9 protein-coding genes and 2 rRNA genes (1 of these 11 running past the window's edge) are annotated in these 19,511 nt (G+C 62.8%); 8 read left to right on the forward strand and 3 right to left on the reverse strand.

Annotated features, from left to right (window positions below):
* The 4 genes from FA89_RS05685 to FA89_RS05700 all read left to right on the forward strand — a co-directional run.
* Window positions 1-2,869 (forward strand): 23S ribosomal RNA (locus FA89_RS05685) (it extends 16 nt beyond the left edge of the window).
* A 124-nt stretch (window positions 2,870-2,993) separates the two neighbouring features.
* A 5S ribosomal RNA gene (gene rrf / locus FA89_RS05690) occupies window positions 2,994-3,108 on the forward strand.
* A 220-nt stretch (window positions 3,109-3,328) separates the two neighbouring features.
* The gene (locus tag FA89_RS05695) at window positions 3,329-4,921 is read left to right on the forward strand and encodes an ExeA family protein (protein WP_036139064.1); all 1,593 of its coding nucleotides are present in this window, start codon (window positions 3,329-3,331) and stop codon (window positions 4,919-4,921) included.
* Window positions 4,922-4,923: 2 nt separating this feature from the next.
* The gene (locus tag FA89_RS05700) at window positions 4,924-5,607 is read left to right on the forward strand and encodes a rhomboid family intramembrane serine protease (protein ID WP_036139067.1); all 684 of its coding nucleotides are present in this window, start codon (window positions 4,924-4,926) and stop codon (window positions 5,605-5,607) included.
* Here the strand turns inward: FA89_RS05700 and FA89_RS05705 are convergent.
* Together FA89_RS05705 and FA89_RS05710 are read right to left on the reverse strand one after the other, a co-directional pair.
* Window positions 5,596-6,342 carry a glutamine amidotransferase gene (locus FA89_RS05705; protein ID WP_036139069.1) on the reverse strand — a complete coding sequence of 249 codons (747 nt, stop codon included), beginning with the start codon at window positions 6,340-6,342 and terminating at the stop codon, window positions 5,596-5,598. The two genes, FA89_RS05700 and FA89_RS05705, sit on opposite strands and share 12 nt — an antisense overlap.
* Entirely contained in the window at window positions 6,339-8,156 is a 1,818-nt protein-coding gene (locus tag FA89_RS05710) for a GspE/PulE family protein (protein ID WP_036143754.1), read from the reverse strand. The genes FA89_RS05705 and FA89_RS05710 overlap by 4 nt, the downstream gene beginning before the upstream one ends.
* A 66-nt stretch (window positions 8,157-8,222) precedes the next feature.
* Here FA89_RS05710 and glyQ point away from each other — a divergent pair, with 66 nt between their 5' ends.
* Window positions 8,223-9,140, forward strand: coding sequence for a glycine--tRNA ligase subunit alpha (gene glyQ, locus FA89_RS05715; RefSeq protein ID WP_036139073.1), 918 nt, complete (start codon window positions 8,223-8,225; stop codon window positions 9,138-9,140).
* A complete protein-coding gene (gene glyS / locus FA89_RS05720) occupies window positions 9,130-11,274 on the forward strand; it encodes a glycine--tRNA ligase subunit beta (RefSeq protein ID WP_036139076.1) in 2,145 nt (714 codons plus the stop codon). The genes glyQ and glyS overlap by 11 nt, the downstream gene beginning before the upstream one ends.
* A gap of 68 nt (window positions 11,275-11,342) precedes the next feature.
* Here glyS and FA89_RS05725 read toward each other — a convergent pair whose 3' ends face one another.
* Complete coding sequence (locus FA89_RS05725; RefSeq protein WP_240003855.1) at window positions 11,343-11,945, reverse strand: helix-turn-helix domain-containing protein; 603 nt, start codon at window positions 11,943-11,945, stop codon at window positions 11,343-11,345.
* Window positions 11,946-12,668: 723 nt separating this feature from the next.
* Between FA89_RS05725 and FA89_RS05730 the strand changes: the two genes are divergently transcribed.
* Window positions 12,669-15,716 (forward strand): TonB-dependent receptor, encoded by a 3,048-nt coding sequence (locus tag FA89_RS05730; protein ID WP_036139078.1) that lies wholly within the window; start codon window positions 12,669-12,671, stop codon window positions 15,714-15,716.
* Between the two features lie 491 nt (window positions 15,717-16,207).
* Complete coding sequence (locus FA89_RS05735; protein WP_036139080.1) at window positions 16,208-19,246, forward strand: TonB-dependent receptor; 3,039 nt, start codon at window positions 16,208-16,210, stop codon at window positions 19,244-19,246.
* The last annotated feature ends 265 nt before the right edge of the window (window positions 19,247-19,511 follow it).

Here is a 19,511-nt window from a genome sequence, read left to right on the forward strand (position 1 = left end):
GTATACGGTGGATGCCTTGGCAGTCAGAGGCGATGAAGGACGTGGCAGCCTGCGAAAAGTGTCGGGGAGCTGGCAACAAGCTTTGATCCGGCAATGTCCGAATGGGGAAACCCACCGCTTAGGCGGTATCGTGCAGTGAATACATAGCTGTACGAAGCGAACCCGGGGAACTGAAATATCTAAGTACCCGGAGGAAAAGAAATCAACCGAGATTCCGTCAGTAGCGACGAGCGAACGCGGACTAGCCCAAAAGTGTCGTACATTCTAGTCGAACAGCGTGGAAAAGCTGGCCGTAGACGGTGATAGCCCGGTAGACGAAAGGGTGCATGGCATGAAATTGAGTAAGGCGGGGCACGTGAAACCCTGTCTGAACATGGGGGGACCATCCTCCAAGGCTAAATACTCCTGACTGACCGATAGCGAACTAGTACCGTGAGGGAAAGGCGAAAAGAACCCCGGAGAGGGGAGTGAAATAGACCCTGAAACCGTATACGTACAAGCAGTGGAAGCCCGCAAGGGTGACTGCGTACCTTTTGTATAATGGGTCAGCGACTTACTGTCAGTGGCAAGCTTAACCGTATAGGGGAGGCGAAGGGAAACCGAGTCTGAATAGGGCGAATAGTCTCTGGCAGTAGACCCGAAACCGAGTGATCTATCCTTGACCAGGTTGAAGGTGCGGTAACACGCACTGGAGGACCGAACCCACATCTGTTGCAATAGATGGGGATGAGTTGAGGATCGGAGTGAAAGGCTAAACAAACTCGGAGATAGCTGGTTCTCCTCGAAAGCTATTTAGGTAGCGCCTCGTGCGAACACTGTTGGGGGTAGAGCACTGTTATGGCTAGGGGGTCATTGAGACTTACCAAACCATGGCAAACTCCGAATACCAACACGTGATACACGGGAGACACACGGCGGGTGCTAACGTCCGTCGTGAAAAGGGAAACAACCCAGACCCGCAGCTAAGGTCCCAAAGTCATAGCTAAGTGGAAAACGATGTGGAAAGGCATAGACAGCCAGGAGGTTGGCTTAGAAGCAGCCATCCTTTAAAGAAAGCGTAATAGCTCACTGGTCGAGTCGGTCTGCGCGGAAGATTTAACGGGGCTAAGCTATGCACCGAAGCTCGGGGTGTACAGATTTTGATCTGTACGCGGTAGAGGAGCGTTCCGTAGGCCTGTGAAGGTGAGTCGTAAGGCTTGCTGGAGGTATCGGAAGTGCGAATGCTGACATGAGTAACGATAAGGGGGGTGAAAAGCCTCCCCGCCGAAAGCCCAAGGTTTCCTCGCGCAACGTTCATCGGCGCAGGGTGAGTCGGCCCCTAAGGCGAGGCAGAAATGCGTAGTCGATGGGAAGCAGGTTAATATTCCTGCACTTTTCTACAGTGCGATGTGGGGACGGAGAAGGTTAGGTCTACCAGGCGTTGGTTGTCCTGGGGAAAGGCGGTAGGCATGATTCTTAGGCAAATCCGGGAATCTTTATGCCGAGCACCGAGACGAGTCCTATGAGGACGAAGTGACTGACACCACGCTTCCAGGAAAAGCCACTAAGCTTCAGCTGTAGAAAAACCGTACCGCAAACCGACACAGGTAGGCAGGGTGAGAATCCCAAGGCGCTTGAGAGAACTCGGGTGAAGGAACTAGGCAAAATGGCACCGTAACTTCGGGAGAAGGTGCGCCCCTTGGTGTGGTCACGTGCGTGACTGAGCATCGAGGGGTCGCAGTAACCTGGCCGCTGCGACTGTTTATCAAAAACACAGCACTCTGCAAACACGAAAGTGGACGTATAGGGTGTGACGCCTGCCCGGTGCTGGAAGGTTAATTGATGGGGTCAGCCGCAAGGCGAAGCTCTTGATCGAAGCCCCAGTAAACGGCGGCCGTAACTATAACGGTCCTAAGGTAGCGAAATTCCTTGTCGGGTAAGTTCCGACCTGCACGAATGGCGTAACGACAGCGGCGCTGTCTCCACCCGAGACTCAGTGAAATTGAAATCGCTGTGAAGATGCAGCGTTCCCGCGGCAAGACGGAAAGACCCCGTGAACCTTTACTATAGCTTTACATTGAACGTTGAGTTCTTCTGTGTAGGATAGGTGGGAGGCTATGAAACCGAGACGCTAGTTTCGGTGGAGCCATCCTTGAAATACCACCCTGAAGTGCTTGACGTTCTAACCTAGGTCCGTAATCCGGATCGGGGACCATGTATGGTGGGTAGTTTGACTGGGGCGGTCTCCTCCCAAAGAGTAACGGAGGAGCACGAAGGTACGCTCAGCGCGGTCGGACATCGCGCACTGTGTGCAAAGGCATAAGCGTGCTTGACTGCGAGATCGACGGATCAAGCAGGTACGAAAGTAGGTCTTAGTGATCCGGTGGTTCTGTATGGAAGGGCCATCGCTCAACGGATAAAAGGTACTCCGGGGATAACAGGCTGATACCGCCCAAGAGTTCATATCGACGGCGGTGTTTGGCACCTCGATGTCGGCTCATCACATCCTGGGGCTGTAGCCGGTCCCAAGGGTATGGCTGTTCGCCATTTAAAGTGGTACGCGAGCTGGGTTCAGAACGTCGTGAGACAGTTCGGTCCCTATCTGTCGTGGGCGTTGGAGATTTGAGGGGGGCTGCTCCTAGTACGAGAGGACCGGAGTGGACGTTCCGCTGGTGTTCGGGTTGTCATGCCCATGGCATTGCCCGGTAGCTACGAACGGAAGTGATAACCGCTGAAAGCATCTAAGCGGGAAGCACGCCCCAAGATGAGATCTCCCGAGAGCTAGACTCTCCTTAAGGCACCATCAAGACTAGGTGGTTGATAGGCACGGTGTGGAAGTGCAGCAATGCATTGAGCTTACGTGTACTAATGAGCCGTGAGGCTTGACCATATAACCCCAAGACGCTTCACCGTCTTAATCTCTTAACTCGCTGTTCGATTAAAACCCGGACGCTTGTCACTCGTTTACACCCTCTGTGGAGCCGGCGCTCGAAAAGCGCTGCTCCCACCCCTTCCCTGGCGGCCATAGCGGCGTGGTACCACCTGATCCCTTCCCGAACTCAGAAGTGAAACGCGCATGCGCCGATGGTAGTGTGGCTCAAGCCATGCAAGAGTAGGTCACCGCCAGGGGCTTTATCTAGAAGGCCTCCCCATTGGGGAGGCCTTCGTCTTTGTCGAACCTTCGCTGGCGTGCCCATAGGGCACGACCCGCAACAGGTCAACGCCACGGGCTTTATCCCTAAAAACCCGCTACGAGCAATCGTGGCGGGTTTTTTCTTGCTTAATTTCCTTTGAAATCATGTCTGATGACCCGATCACCCATGCCGGGCGATCAGCTACATTAGGCACCATGTATCTACAAACCTTCGGGCTGCGTGAGCCTCCGTTCGGCGATGCACCGGATGCGCGTTTCGCATGTCTGTTTGCGCGCGAACGCGATGCCCTCGCGCATGTCGAATACCAGCTGGTTTCCACGGACACCAGCATTACCCTCATTACCGGGGACGCCGGCGTCGGCAAGAGCCTTCTTTGCGTGCTCATCGAAGCCGATGCGCCCAACCACGGCGTGAAAGCCGTTCGCCATGGTGCCGACGACTACGCGCTGGGCACGATCGCCTGGCTTCGCTCCATGTACGCGGGATTCGGTCTGCCGCTTCCACTCAGCGCCGAGGCCAACACCGAAGCTCATCTTGTCGACGGACTGGCCGCTGGCCTGGGTCGCTTGCTGCAACATGTCAGCCGGCGCTTCCTGCTGATCCTGGACGACATCCATCGCATGCCGGACGGCATGCTCGCCGCGGTAGAGCACCTGCATGCCGCCTGCGAACAGGCTGGCACACCCTTCCACCTGGTGCTGGTTGGCCTGCCCGGCGCCGACGAACGGCGTGCCGGTCCGCAGGTTGCCGCCCTCATGGCGCGGGTGACCAGCCGCCTGACGCTGGTGCCGTTGACGGCCGAGGAAAGCGAGCGGTATGTACGTCATCGTCTGCACGTAGCGGGTGCTTCCAACATGCCGTTCAGCCGGCTGGGCCTGCGCAGCTTGCGCGACGACGGGAAAGGCAATCCCCGGCGGCTCAGTGCCCTGGCTCAGCGTGCCCTGGAGCGGGCTGCCGAGCGTGGCGAACGTTCGATCGGCGAGCGAGCGCTCGGTTTCGTCTCGCGAGAGGTCCTTCCACAGCACGCGCGTTACTGGCTGCGCCGTTACCGGAAAGCCATCCTCGTGGCCGGTGCGATCCTCGCCGTCCTGTTCGTGGGCGGTCTCACTACCTGGTTCCTGTCGGGCCGCAGCCCGTCTCGCCCAAAGAACCTGGTGACGGCCACGCCCGAGCAGGCCCTGGAGAAATTCCGTGACGCCTTGCCCGCGCCCGATGTGGGCAAACTGCGTGTATGGAGCGAGCTACTGGCGCGCTGGCAGGTCACCTCGAAAGAGACCTCGGTCACTACCGCCATGGCCTGCGACGCCGTGATCTTCCCCGGTTTTGCCTGCGTCAGTGGACGCGGCTCACTGGATCAACTCCGCCGTTTCGATCGCCCGCTGCTGCTCGAGCTCGACGAAGCGCATGGGCGCCAGGAAGTCCTTCTCGTAGGCGCAGGCGATGAGGATGTACGCCTGTATCTCGGAGGCAAATACGTCGAACTGACGCGAGATGTCTTCGAACGCGTGTGGAACGGTCGTTTCTATGCGGTCTTCCGCACCGACCCGTCCATGCCTGCGAAGCTTTCCCGGGGTGACACGGGCGCGGGCGTAGGTTGGCTGTTGACCCACCTGCCGCCGGAGGGTACGGCGGCACCCACCACGTTCGATCGCGGCGTGCAGGCACGCGTGCTCGCGGTGCAGCAGCGCTTTGGTATCGCCGCCGACGGTGTCGTCGGCCCGGAGACCATGTTCGCCCTGTCGTCGCTCGAAACCGAAGGTCCGCATCTCGCCCGCGGCATTCCTTGACCATGTTCGTCCACGTGGACACACGTCGGCGGTCGCGCCTGTGCTGGGCGACGATACTGATCGTCGTGGTCTGCGTCGTCAGCTTCGTGGGCCTGGCACTGGCCGGCCGGGACGAACGTACGTTGATCATGCGGCACTGGGGGACGGTCCCGGCACACCTGTTCGGTACAGGCTTGCCGCTGTGGCAGCAGATCAGCGATCCCGCCCTGCTGCGGCTGCTGACGGCGACATTCATCCACGGCGGCTGGCTGCACCTAGTCAGCAACCTGCTGTTCCTGGTGATCTTCAGCCTACCCGCCGAGCGCAGCCTCGGTTCGCCGCGCTTCCTGCTGTTGTTCCTGCTCGGCGGTGTGGTCGCGAACCTGATCGGCGCCATCTCGCTCACCGGCGCACGCGTGGCGATCATCGGCTGCAGCGGTGCGGTGTCGGCCGTGGTCGGCGCCTACGTCACGCTGTTCCCTCGCGCCAAGCTAGGGCTCGTGCTGCCGCTGGGTCTGTTCCTCGAGTTCGTCCGCGTACCCGCGTTTCTGCTGATCGGCATCTGGGCGCTGGTGCAGCTGCTTTTCAGCTATGCCGGCGCCAGCTACGGTGCGGTGGTCTGGTGGACCCACATCGGCGGCTTCCTTTTCGGCATCGTGTTTGCGTTCGTCTCGCGTGGTGCCATCGTTCGTCGCTTACGTAACTGAGGTTTCCTCTTCCGCTCGCGATGCGTGCAGGTGTTCGCGTACGAAGCCGCGCAGCAATCGCGTCGCATGCGGCGTGGGCACCACGGCCGCCAGCATCTGCGCCGGCGCGAGGCCTTCCTGGTCGAGGACATCGTGGCGTCGGCGGATATAGGCGCGCATGACCTCGGTCGAAAACTCAGGGTGGAACTGCATGCTGGCGGCGTGCCTGCCATAGCGGACGAGATGGTGCGGATCGCGTTGGGATCCCGCTAGCGAGACGGCGCCGCGCGGTAGCTCCAGCACGCTCTGTTCGTGCGTAGCATGGGCCGCGAAGGTCTTGGGCAGCGCCGCGGCGAGCGGGTCGCCTTGCACCTCGCCGCGCAAGGTAAGGGGAATCGTGCCCATCTCGCGGCCGCCGGGGAGGTAGTCGACGCGCCCACCCAGCGCATGCGACATCAGCTGGTGCCCGTAACAGACACCCAGCAGCGGCAATTCCACGTCCATGGCGTTGCGAATCCAGCCGGCCGCGCGCTCGCTCCATGGCAGCTTCTCCGTCACCATCGATGCGGAACCGGTCAGCACCGCACCCGCGATGTCGCGAGGGTCCGGCAAGGCCTCGCCCTTTTCCGCATCAACGACGCGGATATGGGACGGGCGCAGGCGCAGGCCGAGCTGGAACCAGCGGGGGAAATCACCATGGCGCGCGCTGATGACGTCGGGCGCGCGGCCGGTGCGGACGATGATCAAGGGCTTCATGAGTTGGACGTATCTTCGATGTCGCTGGGGGGGAGGACGTTGAGCACTTCGCGCACGGTGGTGATGCCGGCGGCGACCTGTGCCGCGGCGGAAATCCGCAGGGGCTTCATGCCCTCGCGCAGGGCGGCCGCGCCGAAACGGCCCAGGTCGAGTTCCGCGGAAATCAGGCTGCGCAGGCGTCCGGTCATCGGCATCATCTCGTAGACGCCGGTGCGGCCCAGGAACCCGGTCTTGCGGCATTCCAGGCAACCCACGGGCGCGAACACGCGCTCCGGCAGCGGGATGTCCCAACCACGCGTGACGACGCGCCATTCGTCCGGGTCCTGGGCGGCCGGCTGCTTGCAGTGTGGGCACAGGGTACGGACCAGGCGCTGTGCGACCACGCCGCTGAGCGTGGACTGGATCAGGTAGTGCGGCACGCCCAGGTCGAGCAGGCGGGTGACCGCGCTGGGCGAGTCGTTGGTGTGCAGCGTGGACAGCACGAGGTGGCCCGTCAACGAGGCCTGGACGGCCATCTGTGCGGTTTCCAGGTCGCGGATTTCGCCCACCATGATGATGTCCGGGTCCTGGCGCAGCAGCGTACGCACGCCCGCCGCGAAGTCCAGGTCGATCGAGGCCTGCACCTGCATCTGGTTGAGGTCGGGCGAGACCATTTCGATGGGGTCTTCCACCGTGCAGACGTTGAGCTCCGGCTTGGCCAGATGTTTCAGCGTGGAGTAGAGCGTGGTGGTCTTGCCCGAGCCGGTGGGACCGGTGACCAGCACGATGCCGTGCGGGCGCTCCACCATGCCGCGCCAAACCCGGTCTTCCTCGGCCGAAAAGCCCAGTTGCGAGAAGTCCTTCATGACCAGGTCGGGATCGAAGATGCGCATCACCACCTTTTCGCCGAAGGCCGTCGGCATGGTCGAGATACGCAGTTCCACCTCGCGGCCGCCGGCCGAACGCGTCTTGATGCGGCCGTCCTGGGGCCGGCGCTTCTCGGCGACGTCCATGCGCGAGAGGATCTTGACGCGTGCGGTGACCGCCGTCATGACCGGGGGCGGCAACTCGAACACCTTCTGCATCACGCCGTCGATGCGGAAGCGCATCTGGCCGGCATCGCGGCGTGGCTCGAGGTGGATGTCCGAGGCGCGTTGCTCGAAGGCGTATTGCAACAGCCAGTCGACGATATGCACGACATGGCGATCGTCCGCACCCAGCTCGCCGCCCTTGCCCAGTTCCACCAGCTGCTCGAAGTTGATGATCTTCGAGGTAGAGTCCTGGCCCTTCGCGTCGACCGCCAGCTGGATCGAGCGTTGCACGCCGTAGAACTCGAGCAGGTAGCGGTTGATGTCGATCGGGTTGGCGACCACGCGGCGGATGTCGCGCCGGAGCATCTGGCCGAGATCGTCGGCCCAGCTGGTGTCGAAGGGCTCCGCGGTGGCGAAGGTCACTTCATTGGCGGTGGCCGCGACCGGCAGGATCCGGTGGCGCTGTGCGTAGGCGTTGCTGACCACCTGCGTGACCTGCGCCACGTTGACCTTCATCGGGTCGATCTTCAGGTAGGGCAGGTCCGCCTTGCCGGCCAGCCACTCGACCAGGGCCTCAAGGCTCAGCGGCCGACCGGGGTCGCGGCCGTTGTCCAGCTTCGCGCTGGAAACCACGACCAGGGGATGCAGTTCGATAGCCGATCTGCCGCTGCGGGAGCCGGTGCGCACGCGCTTGGCGTCGTCGGCACTGACATAGCCGTCCACCATGAGCGCGGCGAGCACCTCGTCGAGCTCCAGCCGGCCACGGCGGCCCAGGAGGGCGGCGTGCTGCGGATTGACTGCCATCAGGTCCAACCCCGTGTTCAATACTACGCCGCTATACTAGCCCGCTTTCTCAAGGACTCGGGAACCATGTCCGCGCCCACTTTCCAAGACGTGATCCAGACCCTCAACCGCTATTGGGCGGACCAGGGCTGTGTGCTGGTGCAGCCGCTCGACACCGAAGTGGGCGCGGGCACCTTCCACCCGATGACCTTCCTTCGCTCGCTCGGACCAGAGCCCTGGGCGGCCGCCTACGTGCAGCCGTGTCGACGGCCCACGGACGGTCGCTACGGCGACAACCCGAATCGCCTGCAGCATTACTACCAGTACCAGGTAATGCTGAAGCCGAACCCCGACAACATCCTCGACCTGTACATCGGCTCGCTGAAGGCGCTGGGCATCGATCCGCTGGTGCACGACCTGCGCTTTGTCGAGGACAACTGGGAGTCGCCGACGCTGGGTGCCTGGGGGCTCGGCTGGGAGGTCTGGCTCAACGGCATGGAAGTCACCCAGTTCACCTACTTCCAGCAGGCCGGCGGCCTGGAATGCCGGCCGGTCACGGGTGAGATCACCTACGGCCTCGAGCGCCTGGTGATGTACCTGCAGAATGTCGACAGCATCTACGACATCGTCTGGGCAAACGCCCCGCATGGCGTGGTCACCTACGGCGACGTGTTCCACCAGAACGAAGTGGAGCAGAGCACCTACAACTTCGAGCACGCCAATGTGGCCGAGCTGTTCCATTGGTTCGACGTGTGCGAGGGCGAGGCCGCCAAGCTGATCGAGGCCGGCCTGCCTTTGCCGGCCTACGAGCAGGTCTGCAAGGCCAGCCACGCCTTCAACCTCCTCGACGCACGCCGGGCCATCAGTGTCACGGAACGCCAGCGCTACATCCTGCGCGTGCGTACGCTGGCCCGCAGTGTGGCCGAGGCCTACGTCGCCCAGCGCGAAAAACTCGGGTTTCCCGGCTTGAAGAAGAACGACAAGGAGGCCGTCCATGGCCGATAAGCGCCTGCCCCTCCTGATCGAACTGGGCACCGAAGAGCTGCCACCCAAGGCCCTCGACGACCTTGCCGGTGCCTTCGCGCAGGGCATCGTCGAGGGCCTGCGCAAGCGCGGCGTGGCCGCCGCCTACGAGGCCGCGAAAACCTACGCTTCGCCGCGTCGCCTTGCCGTCCATCTTCCCGATGTGGCCATTGCCCAGCCGGAGCAGACCGTGGAACGCCGTGGGCCGGCCGTGTCCGCCAGCCTCGGTGCGGACGGTGCGCCGAGCAAGGCGCTGGTCGGTTTCGCGCAGTCCTGCGGTGTGGACGTGGCGGCACTGGAAAAACTGGAGACCGACAAGGGCGCCTGGTTCGTCTTCCGTGCGGTGAAGCCGGGCCAGCCCACCGCCGCGCTGCTGCCGGAGGTGGTCGCCGAATCGCTCAAGGCGCTGCCGATTCCCAAGGCCATGCGCTGGGGTAACCGCGAGGACAGCTTCGTCCGCCCGGTCCACACCTTGCTGATGCTGCACGGCGCCGATGTGGTGGATGGCCAGGTCCTCGGACTGTCCAGCGGGCGGCTGAGCAGTGGTCATCGCTTCCACCATCCCGAGCCCGTGTCGGTGGCCGATGCCGACAGCTGGCTGGATACGTTGCGCCAGGCGCACGTGATCGCCGATCCGGCCGAGCGCCGCCAGCGCGTGGTCGACGAGGTGGCCCGGGTGGCCACCGGCGGCGTGCCGCGACTTGCCGAGGGCCTGCTGGCCGAGATCGCCAACCTCACCGAATGGCCGGTGGCGATCGCCTGCACGTTCGAGCGTGAGTTCCTGGACGTGCCGCCCGAGGCGCTGGTCACCACCATGGAGACCAACCAGAAGTTCGTGCCGGTGTTTGCCGAGGACGGCCGCCTCACCGAGCATTTCATCGGTGTCGCCAATATCGAAAGCCGCGATCCCGCGGAGATCCGCAAGGGTTTCGAACGCGTCATCCGCCCGCGCTTCGCCGACGCCAAGTTCTTCTGGGACGCCGATCTCAAAACCCCGCTGGCCGACCACCAGGAAGGCCTCAAGTCGGTCACCTACCAGCAGTCGCTGGGTAGCCTGTGGGACAAGACGGTGCGCGTGGCTGAACTGGCCCGCGTGATCGCCAACCGCGTCGGCGTCGACGCGGGGCAGGCCACGCAGGCGGCCGCGCTGGCCAAGTGCGACCTGCTGACCCGCATGGTCGGCGAGTTCCCCGAATTGCAGGGCGTGATGGGCCGCTATTACGCGACGCGCCAGGGCCTGCCCGCGGATGTCGCCGATGCGCTGGACAGCTTCTACCAGCCGCGGTTCGGCGGCGATGCCATCGCTGCCGGCAAGGTCGGCCAGGTGCTGGCCGTGGCCGAACGCCTGGATACTCTCGCGGGCATCTTCGCCGTCGGCCTGAAGCCCAGCGGCAACAAGGACCCGTTCGCCCTGCGCCGCGCGGCGCTCGGGCTCGCACGCACGCTGATCGAGGCCGGCCTCGACATCGATCTGCGCGCCGCCCTCAGCGAAGCCTTCGAGTTGGTTCCCGAAGCGGCCCTGGTGGCCGGCGTGAAGCCCGGCAAGGACGGCAAGCCGCCGGCTGTCGACATCGGTGCCCGACGTCGCGAGCTGGGCGACGAGGTGCAGGCCTTCGTGCTGGAGCGCCTGCGTGGCTATTACGCCGACCAGGGCTTCTCGGCCGACCAGTTCGAAGCGGTGATCGCGGTGTCCCCGGCCACGTTGCCGGACTTCGATCGCCGCTTGCGCGCGGTGGGCGAGTTCGCGCGACGTCCCGAAGCGGCCAGTCTGGCGGCGGCCAACAAGCGCGTGGCCAACATCCTGCGCAAGCAGGCGGAAGAGGCCGGTGCCTCGCCTGTGCCCGCTACGGTGGACCCGGCGCATTTCGAGCTCGACGCCGAGCGCGCACTGCACGCCGCGCTGGACGCGGCGCGCGCCGAGACGAAGGGCATGCTGACATCGGGCGATTACACAGGCACGCTGGCACGCCTGGCGGCGTTGCAGGGGCCGGTGGATACGTTCTTCGACGACGTGCTGGTCAACGCCGACAACGCCGCGGTGCGTGGCAACCGCCTCGCCCTGCTGGCCCAGCTCAAGGCTACGTTCGGCGCTATCGCGGACATCTCGCGGCTGTAAGCCATACCAGCCCGCACAAGCCCCCGTCGCCACTGGCGGCGGGGGGCCTACTTATCGCTCACCGCCGATCAGGCGGTGGCCTGATCGTCCGCCACACGCGACATCAGCGTATGACGGAAGGCAATCATGCGATCCGCATAGTCCACTTCGCCCGACCGACCGAGGATGGAATACATCTCGGCGACCAGATCGGCATGGCGCACGGGGGAAAACCGGCTGCCGGTCATCTCGATATCGGACTGCAGGAGCTTCATCGCAGCCGCGAGGCGGGAGGCATCCAGCGTGGACGGCACCGGGCCCGACGCTTCGCGCCCTTCACGGCCGCGCACGTTTTCCGTGGTGTCGGTACGGGCGAGCGGATCGTCGCCCGAGCCGTCCAGCATCATCGGGCCTTCGCCGGCGGCGAGCCAGACGAGGGAAAGGCCCAGTGTCTTGGCCATCGTGACGCAGCGCCCGCGCGATGGATCGGTGTTGCCGTCGCGCCAGCTGCGCACGACGCCTTCGGAAAAGCCGCAGCGTCGGGCTATCTCGCTGACGCTGCCGGACATCTTGATCACTGCCCGCACGCGGGTGGCGAACGACGACGTGACCGGCGTGACGTCGATACGTGCGGACTCTACGTTTTCGCCGGCCGCATCGGCCATGACGGAGCCCCTTGAGTTGTAATTCATGCGCTTGGAACCTCGTGTCTGAGTGGATCGGCCCCCGGCCTTCCGCGATCCAACGCGCGGACCGTGTATTCGGTGTACAGCAACTTCCCTTCGAAAGCCTTTCTGCTGAGAAGTTTCTTAGGTAACGCCATCCGCTGCCCCTGGACTCGCCAGTGCGATCGCGGCGGCGCCTAACCGTCTGTTCTTTCTTGGGATGTTGCCTGCCGGTACGAGGGCACGGGTGAGTGCGCGTCGATCCCCGGAACGTTGCAATCGGTATTTCATGCGTTATAGGGCGAATCGGCTCAGTCGGACCCGTCGCGGGGTGGTCGAATGCGCAAAACCCTACGCGCACACCCGGCAAATCCGGACTTTTCTCTAGGAATGATTCCTAGGAAAAAGGAAGGGTTTTCTTGCAAGGCCCAAAGGTCACATATGTAACTGATTGTAACGGCGCAGTTTTTTGCGTTGCCCATCACTTGCTATGGGAATAGCTGTCTAGCTACGTAAATTTTCCGTGAGATTTTCGTATTGCGTAGCGATGACAGCTTTGGATATACCTAATGCCAAGCCACGACAGTGGCGCTTCGGGGTGCAGGGTCCTTAGTAGGGGGCTCTGCTGTTGAAAGGGGATTTTTTTCAGCCTCCGATCTCTCAGAAGCCTGGCGCGAGCCGGGCCGGGGTCGGCTTGCCGCTCGACGCGACTTATCGCGCTGACGGAATTTTTAATCGGGGAGATGCAAGATGAATTCGCGCCACAACCGCGCCGCCATGATGGGACGTCGCACCGCACTGGCCCTCGCCATCGGCCTGGGTACCGTGTCCGGTGCCGCCTTCGCACAGTCCACCACGGGTTCCATCTTCGGCCAGGTGCCGGCAGGTGCGGGCCAGACCGTGACCGCCACCAACGAGACGGGTGTAACCCGCACCGTCGCCGTGGATGCCGCTGGTCGCTACACCATCACGTCGCTGCCGCTGGGTAGCTACAAGGTGACGCTGAACAAGGACGGTGCCGCCGTCGATTCGCGTTCCAACGTCTCCCTGCGCGTCGGCGCCGGTACCGAAGTGGCCTTCGACGCCGCCGCCGCTTCCGGCACCTCGGCTTCGACCAGCCTGGAAGGCGTGACTGTCTCGGCCAACGCCCTGCCGTCGATCGACGTCAGCGCGGTCGACTCGCGCACCGTCATTACCTCCGAGCAGCTGAACAAGCTGCCGCTGGCGCGTACCGCCGAAGCCATCGCGCTGCTGGCGCCGGGCGCCGTGAGCGGCAGCTCGTTCTTCGTCGGCCCGACCGGTAACGCCCTCGTCTCGATCGCCGGCAGCGCCGTCACCGAGAACGCGTACTACATCAACGGTTTCAACACCACCGACCCGCTCAGCGGCTTCGGTGGTATCACCCTGCCGTACGGCGCCATCGACCAGCAGGAAATTCTCGCCGGCGGTTACGGCGCGGCGTATGGTCGTTCGTCCGGCGGCGTGATCAGCCAGGTCGGCAAGCGCGGCACCAACGAATGGCACTTCGGTGGCCAGGTGCTCTGGGAGCCGAAGGGCACCAAGGCCGACCCGATCAACTACTACCGCCAGGTCGGTGCGCAGGCCGGCGCGCTGTACGACGACAACCGCAACGACAAGAACTGGCGCACGACGTACTCCGCGTACGCCGGTGGCCCGCTGATCAAGGACAAGCTGTACATCTTCCTTGCCGCCGAGCAGGAGCGCCGCGAGGGCAACCAGACGACCAGCATCGCGTCGCCGTTCGTGTACCAGCAGTCCTACCGTAACCCGAAGATCTACGGCAAGGTCGACTGGAACATCAACGACAGCAACATCCTCGAAGTGACCGGTGCGTCCAACAAGCAGGATTACGACGCGTCGATCTACAGCTACAGCTACGCGACCCAGCAGAAGGGTGCATACACCGGCAAGGACACCGCCGGCGCGCCGCTGAACAAGTCGGGTGCGAATCTGTACACCGCCAAGTTCACCAGCTACATCACCGATGACCTTACCCTGACCGCGCTGTACGGCAAGATGAAGGGCACGTACTACACCGCCGAGGGTGGCGATCAGTCCCTGCCGTCGATCATCACGGCGACCAACCAGGATCCGCTGATCACCGGCGGTGCCGCGATCAGCAACGCCAACCCGGCGGCGCAGACCAACAATCCGAACCATACCTCGACCAACACGAACTTCCGTGTCGACCTGAGCTATCACATCGGCGACCACACCATCGTGGCCGGTCTGGATAACCAGAAAGTGGCCGATAACGATGACGGCCAGAGCACGACGGGTCCGGGTTACGCCTGGGAGTACCTGAACACCGACGCGGGCACGCCCATCATCGGCACGCTGCCGACCGACGACGCCTATGTCGCTCCCCCGGGTGGTCGTGGTTACTACGTCGCGCGTTACGTCTACAGCACCGCCGCGTCGGTTCGCACCACGCAGCGTGCGCAGTACATCGAGGACACCTGGCAGGTCAACGATCGCTGGATGTTGAAGCTGGGCCTGCGGAACGATCAGTTCACCAACTACAACCAGGACGGCCAGCCGTACCTGCGCCTGACCACGCCGCAGTGGGCCCCGCGTCTGGGCGCCACCTGGGACGTCAACGGCGACTCCAGCCTGAAGATCTACGCCAACGCGGGTCGCTACTACCTCGCGTTGCCGGCGACCGTCGCGCTGCGTTCCGCCGGTGCCTCGCTCTACACCCGCGAGTACTTCAACTACACGGGCATCGACGCCAACGGTATTCCGTCGGGCCTGACGCCGATCGCCAGCAGCACGGGCGGCCCGATCTCGGCCAACCGCGAGTACGGCATCCCGCGCGATCCGGCCACCGCCGCCGCCACCAACATCAAGTCGCAGTACCAGGACGAGTTCATCCTCGGCTTCGACGCCGCGCTGACGGACAAGTGGACCTACGGTGCCAAGGCCACCGTGCGCAAGCTGCGTAACTCGATCGACGATGTCGGCGACAGCAGTGCGATCGAGGCCAAGATGATCCGTTCGGGTATCGATCCGAACACCATCGGCGCCATCCAGGGCAGCTACCTGTTCAACCCGGGCCGTGCCAACACCTTCCTGGTGCCGAACACCAACGGCGGCTTCTACAGCGTCGACATGAACAACCAGGACTTCGGCTTCCCGCACAACAAGCGCAGCTACTACGGTCTCGAGATGTACCTGGACCATGCCTGGGACGGCAAGTACCAGGTCCGCTTCGACTACGTCTACTCGAAGAGCTACGGCAACTCGGAAGGCCAGGTCCGTTCGGACATCCGTCAGGACACGGTCTCGGCGACGGTCGATTGGGATTACGCCGAAGTCATGCAGTACGCCAACGGCGAACTGGCCAACAGCCGCAAGCACCAGTTCAAGGCCTACGGTTCGTACCAGCTGGCGCCGGAATGGCTGGTTGCCGCGAACATCAACATCGCCTCGGGCGCACCGAAGAGCTGCCTCGGCTTCTACGGCCCGAACCAGACGAACCCGAACCTCGGCTACGGCTCCTACTACCACTGGTGCGACGGTCAGCCGTCGCCCCCGGGTGAAGCGGGCCACAATCCCTGGACCTACATCGTCACGGGCAGTCTGGAATACCGTCCGGAATGGGCCGACAAGAAGCTGGCCTTCAACGTCACGGTGTTCAACCTGCTGAACCAGCGCAAGGAAACGCAGGTTTACCCGCTGCACGGCACCACGCAGCAGCTGAACCCGCGGTACGGCGTTCCCATCTACCAGACCACGCCGCGTTACGCTCGCTTCGGCATCAGCTACGACTTCTGATAGCGCGCCGCGTATCGCACAACAAGAAAAAGACCGCGGGGGGCAAGGCTTTGCCCCCCGACGGTAAGGAAACGTGCTCCCCAGATCGCCTTCTTCCGCCTCCCGGATGAGGGCTTTTTTTTCGGAACTGTTTATTTCTCAAGCAAAAATCCCCTGATTTCCGCGAGTTGGCAGCCATACCTGAACGAGTTCCGCACTAGGAAAAACACCTAGCCCGTGTAAATAATTTGTTGACACGGCAGTCGGGTCACGCCTATGTTCGGCATCGGCGATACCTGACTGACCCTTTCGTGAACCGCGAAAGGCGAAGGGTGGGTTCTTCGTCAGGGCTTGTCAGAAGCTGGTCAGGGGTTGGCGTTCTCTCTGGGAGGAGTAGGACGCTGGTATCCACCCCTCGGATCCGAGCGACGGACAAGGCCATTTTTTCCGGCCTTTGGTCGGTTTTGCTCGTTTTTTTGGGCCCTGTTAGGGTCGATCTGGGGAGATTTGCAATGAGTTCTCGCAGCATCCGGCAGGCTTCCGTCCTGCGTCGTTCGTCGCTGGCGCTTGCGCTGGCGCTCAGCCTGGGCGGCACTGGTGCCGTTCTCGCGCAGTCCACCACCGGTAACATCTTCGGTTCGGGCGCCCAGCCGGGCGACTCCGTGCAGATCAGCGGCTCGACGGGTATCACCCGCGAAGTGCCGGTCGACGCGGCTGGCCGCTACCAGTTCAACAACCTGCCGGTCGGCAGCTACCAGGTCGACCTCAAGCGCAATGGCGCCGTCGTCGATTCGCGCAAGAATGTCAGCCTGACGGTCGGCAAGGGTTCGGACGTGTCGTTCAACGCCGCCACGACCTCCGCCAGCGCCCAGTCGCTCGATTCGGTCACCGTCACGGCGAACAGCCTGCCGCCGGTCGACGTCTCGACCGTCGACTCGCGCACCGTCATCACCTCCGAACAGCTGGCCAAGCTCCCGCTGGCGCGCACCGCCGAAGCTATCGCGCTTCTGGCTCCGGGTGCCGTCGCAGGCAGCGGCTATTTCTCGGGTCCCACCGGCAATGCCCTGGTCTCGATCGGCGGCGGCTCGGTCACCGAGAACGCGTACTACATCAACGGTTTCAACACGACCGATCCCATCAGTGGTTTCGGCGGCATCAGCCTGCCGTATGGCGCGATCGATCAGCAGGAAGTGCTGGCCGGTGGCTACGGCGCAGCTTACGGCCGTTCGGCCGGTGGCGTGATCAGCCAGGTCGGCAAGCGCGGTACCAATGAATGGCATTTCGGTGCGCAGGTACTGTGGGAGCCGCGCGGCACTCGCTCGACCCCGGGCAACGATCACTACATGATCAATGGTCCGACCACCACCGCGGGTGAGATCTACAACTACAACAAGAAAGACACCCAGATGCGTACGGTCGAGTCGGCCTACGTGGGCGGCCCGCTGATCAAGGACAAGCTGTACATCTTCCTCGCCGCCGAGCAGGAGAAGGTGAACCAGGATCGTTACACCAGCCAGGATTCCCCGAACTACTACGACCGTTCCTACCGGAACCCGAAGTTCTACGGCAAGCTGGACTGGAACATCAACGACAGCAATATCCTTGAAGTCACCGGCGCATCCAATAAGCAGAACTACGACGCCAACGTCTATAACTTCGACTACAGCGATCTAAGCCGCGGCTCGCTCGTGGGCAAGGACACGTCGGGTAATCCGCTGAACAAGACCGGCGCGGATCTCTACACAGCCAAGTACACCAGCTACATCACCGATGATCTGACGCTGACGGCTCAGTACGGCAAGATGCACGGCACGTATTACAGCCAGGTGCCGCAGACCCAGCTGCCGCACATCATCACCCCGAACCAGCAGGACCCGACGATCGCGAACGGCGTGTCGAACGACAATCCCAGCACGCGCGTCTATGATCCGCAGCACAAGTCGACCAATACCAACCTCCGTATCGACCTGAGCTACCACGTGGGCGATCACACGATCACCGGTGGTATCGACAACCAGGACGTCCGCGACAGCAACGACGGCCTGGGCACTTCGGGTCCGGGTTATGCGTGGGAATACGGCAAGGCGACTGACGGCGTCACGCCGATCGCCGGTTCGCCGGGTAGCGATAGCTACGTGGGTCCCGCAGGTGGCCAGGGTTACTTCGTTGATCAATACAAGTACGACGCTCGCGCCTCGGTGCGCGTGAAGCAGCGTGCGCAGTACCTCGAAGACTCCTGGCAGATCAACGACCGTTGGTTGCTCAAGGTCGGTATCCGCAACGACCAGTTCACCAACTACAACGGCGTCAGCCAGCCTTACCTGCGTCTGACCAGTCCGCAGTGGGCGCCGCGTATCGGCGCGACCTGGGACGTCAATGGCGATTCCAGCCTGAAGATCTATGCGAACGCAGGTCGCTACTACCTGGCGATGCCGGCAAGCGTGGCGCTGCGTTCGGCTGGCCAGTCGCTCTTTACTCGCGAGTACTACACCTATACGTCGATCGATGCCAATGGCATCCCGTCGGGCCTGACGCCTATCGCTACGGCGACCGGCGGCCCGATCTCGAGCAATCGCGAATACGGCTTCCCGCGTGACCCGAAGACGGCGGCTGCCACGAACCTCCAGTCGGAATACCAGGACGAGTTCATTCTCGGCTTCGACAAAACGCTGGGCGACAAGTGGGTCTACGGTGCGAAGGCCACCGTGCGTAAGCTGAAGAATGCGATCGACGATACCGGTGGCGCGGATGCTATCTACAGCGCGCTGGCCCGCCAGGGTGTGGATCCGGCGACCATCGGTCCGGTCCAGGGCAGCTACCTGTTCAACCCGGGTCGCGCGGCCGACTTCAAGGTTCCCAACCTCAACGGCGGCTACTACACCGCGCACATCTCCAATGCTGACTTCGGCTTCCCGCAGCTGAAGCGCAACTACTACGGGCTTGAGATGTACCTCGAGCACCCGTTCGATGGTAAGTGGTACGGAAAGGTGGATTACCTGTACTCGAAGAGCTACGGTAATTCCGAAGGCCAGGTGCGCTCGGATATCGGTCAGTCTGACGTGTCCGCGACGGTCGACTGGGATCTGCCGGAGTTGATGCAGTACTCCAACGGTGAACTGTCCAACAGCCGCCGCCATGTCCTGAAGGCTTACGGCTCGTACCAGATTGCCGACGAGTGGATGCTGTCAGGCAACTTCACAGCTGCCTCGGGCGCGCCCAAGTCTTGCCTCGGCTATTTCGGTGCCGGGCAGACGGATCCGACGGGCTACCAGTCTTACTATCACTACTGCTACGGCCAGCCGTCGCCTCCGGGTGCAGCAGGTCACAACCCGTGGACGTACCTGGTGGACCTGACCGCCGAGTACCGTCCGATGTGGGCTGACAAGAAGCTGGCCTTCAACGTCACGGTGTTCAACGTGCTCAACACCCGTGAGCGTCTGGCGACGTACCCGCAGGCGGGCCGTACCGGCGCTGTCGATCCGAACTACCGCACGGCGCTCTACCAGACCACGCCGCGCTACGCCCGCTTCGGCATCACCTACGACTTCTAATCGTCGAGTGTTGTCCAGCATCGCCATTCTCCTTCGGGTGAATGGCGCCAATGAAAACGCCACCCATCCGGGTGGCGTTTTTTTTGCATGGAATAGGGTGACCAGGTCGCTGCCATGCTGGCAGCTTGGCCGTTTCCGGCAAACCTGCCTTTAAACATGCCAACGGGGTCTCCTTTTACGAAAACTCAGGTAATTCCTCCCTTGACTTTTACAGGAGAGATTTTGCCGGTATGCTCCAAGGTTCCCCCGGGACGTGTTGCCGCGC

Origin of the sequence: Luteibacter sp. 9135 (genome assembly GCF_000745005.1) — a bacterium.
GTDB lineage: Bacteria > Pseudomonadota > Gammaproteobacteria > Xanthomonadales > Rhodanobacteraceae > Luteibacter.